Annotated in this window: 5 protein-coding genes and 1 pseudogene; 2 read left to right on the top strand and 4 right to left on the bottom strand. The window is 73.9% G+C overall.

The window, feature by feature from the left end:
* Positions 1-483, top strand: a pseudogene (locus BEP24_RS16035) (bifunctional hydroxymethylpyrimidine kinase/phosphomethylpyrimidine kinase); the annotation flags it as partial.
* 14 nt (positions 484-497) lie between these two features.
* On the opposite strand, the gene BEP24_RS16030 reads toward BEP24_RS16035, so the two are convergent.
* From BEP24_RS16030 to BEP24_RS16015, 4 genes are all read right to left on the bottom strand, one after another.
* Positions 498-1,001 (bottom strand): metallophosphoesterase, encoded by a 504-nt coding sequence (locus BEP24_RS16030; protein ID WP_065965146.1) that lies wholly within the window; start codon positions 999-1,001, stop codon positions 498-500.
* Between the two features lie 7 nt (positions 1,002-1,008).
* Positions 1,009-1,479 (bottom strand): MarR family winged helix-turn-helix transcriptional regulator, encoded by a 471-nt coding sequence (locus BEP24_RS16025; protein ID WP_065965143.1) that lies wholly within the window; start codon positions 1,477-1,479, stop codon positions 1,009-1,011.
* Positions 1,480-1,566: 87 nt separating this feature from the next.
* Positions 1,567-2,028 (bottom strand): VOC family protein, encoded by a 462-nt coding sequence (locus tag BEP24_RS16020; protein WP_065965150.1) that lies wholly within the window; start codon positions 2,026-2,028, stop codon positions 1,567-1,569.
* A gap of 19 nt (positions 2,029-2,047) precedes the next feature.
* On the bottom strand, positions 2,048-2,344 hold the full coding sequence (locus BEP24_RS16015) for a GNAT family N-acetyltransferase (protein ID WP_065965141.1): 297 nt from the start codon (positions 2,342-2,344) through the stop codon (positions 2,048-2,050).
* Here BEP24_RS16015 and BEP24_RS16010 point away from each other — a divergent pair.
* Positions 2,343-3,110: an NAD(P)-binding domain-containing protein gene (locus tag BEP24_RS16010; RefSeq protein WP_139197486.1), complete on the top strand. Its 768-nt coding sequence runs from the start codon at positions 2,343-2,345 to the stop codon at positions 3,108-3,110. The two genes, BEP24_RS16015 and BEP24_RS16010, sit on opposite strands and share 2 nt — an antisense overlap.
* Positions 3,111-3,396: the final 286 nt, after the last annotated feature.

The following is a 3,396-nucleotide window of genomic DNA, read 5'->3' as shown; positions in this document are numbered from 1 at the left end:
GGGCTGGAGCCGGTGGGGTCGGCGGGCTCGGCCGGGTCSGGGGTGTCGGCGGGGTCGGAGTCCGCCTTCTGGGCGGCCGCGGCGCAGGGCTGCGCGGACGAGGCGCGGGACCTGCACCACCGTCGGCTCGCCGGCACGCACGCCGACGACCCGGTGCACCCCGTGTGCGCCGGGTACCTCGCACACCTGCAGCGGGCGGCCGACACCGGCTCGGCGGCGGTGCTGGCCGCCGCGGTCCTGCCGTGCTTCCGGGTCTACGCCTGGGTCGGGACGCAGCTCGGCCGGGCGCCGGAGGGGCACCCGTTCGCCGACTGGCTCGGAGCGTACGGCGACCCGGGGTTCGCGGCGGCCTCGGCGGAGGCGACGGACCGGGTCGAGCGGCACGCGGTCGCGGCGAGCGCCGAGGAGCGCGGCCGCATGGCCCGGGCGTTCCGGGTGTCGACGGCGTGGGAGCTCGCGTTCTTCCGGATGCCGACGGGCTGATCCGTCGGCACGCGTCAGCGCGGCGGCAGCCGCACGAGCTCGACGGACAGGTCGGCGCCGGACACCGTGCCCCGCATCCACGTGTGGTGCGGCTGCCGGCGCCGGTCGGTCGGCGACCCGGGGTTGAGCAGCCGCATCCCCGACGGGGCGACGGTGTCCCACGGGATGTGCGAGTGACCGAAGACGAGCACGTCGGTGTCCGGGTACGCCGCGTCCGCTCGGCGCTCCCGGCCCGTCGACGCGCCGGTCTCGTGCACGAGGGCCCAGCGCAGGTCCTCGACCGCGAAGCGCGCCACGAGGGGCAGGCGGTCGTCGAACTCCGGGCCGTCGTTGTTGCCGCGGACGCCCGCGAACCGCCGCGCACGCCCCTGCACCGCGTCGAGGGTCGCCAGGTCGACCCAGTCCCCCGCGTGCACCACGAGGTCGGCGGCGTCCACGTCCGCCCAGAGGCCCGGGGGCAGGTCCTTGGCGCGCTTCGGCAGGTGGGTGTCTGAGAGCAGGACGAACGACGTCGTCACCGGCGGCTCACGACTCCGCGCGTCCGGGCATCGGCAGCCCGGCCTCGTCCGCGGCACCGAGCCGTTCGAGCAGGCCGGCGAGCAGTGCGACGTCGTCGTCGGACCACTCGGCGAGCCGCTCCTCGAGTGCGTCGCGGTGCAGGCGCACCGACCGTTCGAGGGCGGTCCGTCCGGCCTCGGTGGCCTCGAGCGGCTTGGCGTTGCCCGAGCCGCCGTCGGTGGTCCGCACGAGCCCGGCCGCGAGGAGCCCGGAGAGCTGCCGCGAGATCGTCGACCGGTTCAGGCGCAGGTAGCGGGCGATGTCGATCGCCATGCACCCGGGGTGCTGGACGACGAAGTCGACGAGGGACTGGTCGACGATGCTGAGGACCTCGTCGTCACCGCGCGCCCGGATGCTCGCGCGTCGGGTGATGCGCGAGAGCTCGGTGTACGCGCGGCCGATCGAGGCGTCTCGGAGGTCGGGCCCGGGGCTGCTCATCGCGGTCTCCAGCCTGTCGCTGACGGCGCCGGCCGCTCGGCGCCGTTCGGTCCCGTCACCCTACCGGCGACCATCTCCGACGATCCCTCAGCGACCCGCCGCCGCGGCCTGCAGCGCGGGGATGTCGAGCTTCACCATGTCGCGCATCGCGGCGAACACCCGGGCGTTCGCCTCCGGGTCACCGTTCCCGGTCATCAGGTCGCCCATCATCGACGGCGTGACCTGCCACGACAGACCCCACCGGTCGACGAGCCACCCGCACGCGACCGGCTTCCCGCCGTCCGCGAGCAGGGCGTCCCAGACGCGGTCGAGCTCCTCCTGGGTGTCGACGTCGACCTGGAAGGACACCGCGTCGGTGTGCGGGTGCCCGGGGCCGCCGTTCATCGCGCGGTAGGGCTGGCCGAGCAGCGTGAACTCGACGACGAGCGCGGTGCCGTCGGGCGTCCGGGCGACGCTGTCGACCCGACTGTCCGGGAACAGGCTCGTGTAGTGCTCCGCGGCCTCCTCGGCCTGGTCGTCGTACCAGAGGAACGGGGTGATGGACGGCATCGTCGCCTCCCGGTCGGGCTCAGTCCGCGGCACTGCGGCTGAGCAGGGGTGCCTTGTCGGGGTGCTCGTCGAACCACTTGCCGACGAACCAGCACATCGGGACGATGCGCTTCGTGGTGCGGCGCTCGACGTCGGCCACGGCGTGCTCGACGAGCTCCGCCGCGTAGCCGTGTCCGCGGTGCGCCGGCACCGTGTACGTGTGCGGGAACGACACCGCGTCTTCGCCGACCCGGTAGTCGAGCACGCTCACGAGCACGCCGTCGACGTACATCGCGTAGCGGTCGCGGTCGGTCTCGTCGCGGAACTCGTGGGCCATGCGGCCATCATGCCCCTCACCCCGCCGTCGATGTCGCAGCGTCGGCGACCGGACGGCCCCACCGGACACCGCGGCCCGCTCGCGGGAATGGCGAGGCGCTCGTCCTGTTGCACCCCGCATGACAGTCATCGGCATCATCGGAGCAGGCAACATCGGATCCCAGCTCGCACGTCTCGCGGTGCAGCACGGCCACCAGGTCGTCATCGCGAACTCGCGCGGACCGGAGACGCTGCAGGACCTCGTGGCGGAGCTCGGCGACGGCGCCCGCGCTGCCACCCGCGACGAGGCGGCGTCGGCCGGCGAGGTCGTCGTGGTCACCACCCCGCTCGCGGCGATCGAGACCATCCCCGTCGAACCGCTCGTCGGCAAGGTCGTCATCGACACGAACAACTACTACCCGCAGCGCGACGGACACATCGCGCAGCTCGACGACGAGACCACGACGACCGCCGAGCTCCTGCAGGACCACCTGCGCGGCGCGCACGTCGTCAAGGCGTTCAACCACATCGGAGCCGACGCGCTCACCGGCGACGCCTCACCGGCCGGCACCCCGGACCGTCGTGCCCTCGTGGTCGCCGGTGACGACGAGGACGCCAAGCGCACCGTGGCCGCGATCATCGACGAGTTCGGCTTCGACGTCGTCGACGCCGGACCGCTCGCCGAGGGCTGGCGCATCCAGCGGGACACCCCCGGCTACGGCCCCCGCTTCACGGCGGACGAGCTCCGCGGCAAGCTCGCCGAGGCGAAGCGCTACCGGGACCAGTAGCCGGCCCGGCACCGCACACCGAGGGCGGTCCTCCCCAGCGTCACGGCGCGGCGGAGGACCGCCCTCGTGCGTCCCGGCATCGCCGACGACCCCGGAACTGGGGCTCGTCCGAGACCATGCGTCCGGATAGAACTGACGATGGATCAGACAACGCGAAGGAGCACGAGTGGCGTCGCACCGCATGTCGGACCGGGACCGGCCCCGCCGCCCGGTCCCCGCCTGGGTCACTGCTCCGCCCCTCGACGAGGTCGCGTCCGGCACGTCCCCGGCACCCGGCCTGGAGGCC

Source organism: Curtobacterium sp. UCD-KPL2560 (genome assembly GCF_001705035.1).
Taxonomy (GTDB): domain Bacteria; phylum Actinomycetota; class Actinomycetes; order Actinomycetales; family Microbacteriaceae; genus Curtobacterium.
The sequence above is the reverse complement of the archived record's forward strand: the minus strand, read 5'-3'. Positions and strand labels throughout refer to the sequence as shown.

Bases quoted from the DNA above. Each gene is read 5' to 3' on its own strand.
- BEP24_RS16025 (WP_065965143.1), bottom strand. From the start codon at position 1,479: ATGAGCAGCCCCGGGCCCGACCTCCGAGACGCCTCGATCGGCCGCGCG.
- BEP24_RS16020 (WP_065965150.1), bottom strand. From the start codon at position 2,028: ATGCCGTCCATCACCCCGTTCCTCTGGTACGACGACCAGGCCGAGGAG.
- BEP24_RS16010 (WP_139197486.1), top strand. From the start codon at position 2,343: ATGCGGCCATCATGCCCCTCACCCCGCCGTCGATGTCGCAGCGTCGGC.
- BEP24_RS16015 (WP_065965141.1), bottom strand. From the start codon at position 2,344: ATGGCCCACGAGTTCCGCGACGAGACCGACCGCGACCGCTACGCGATG.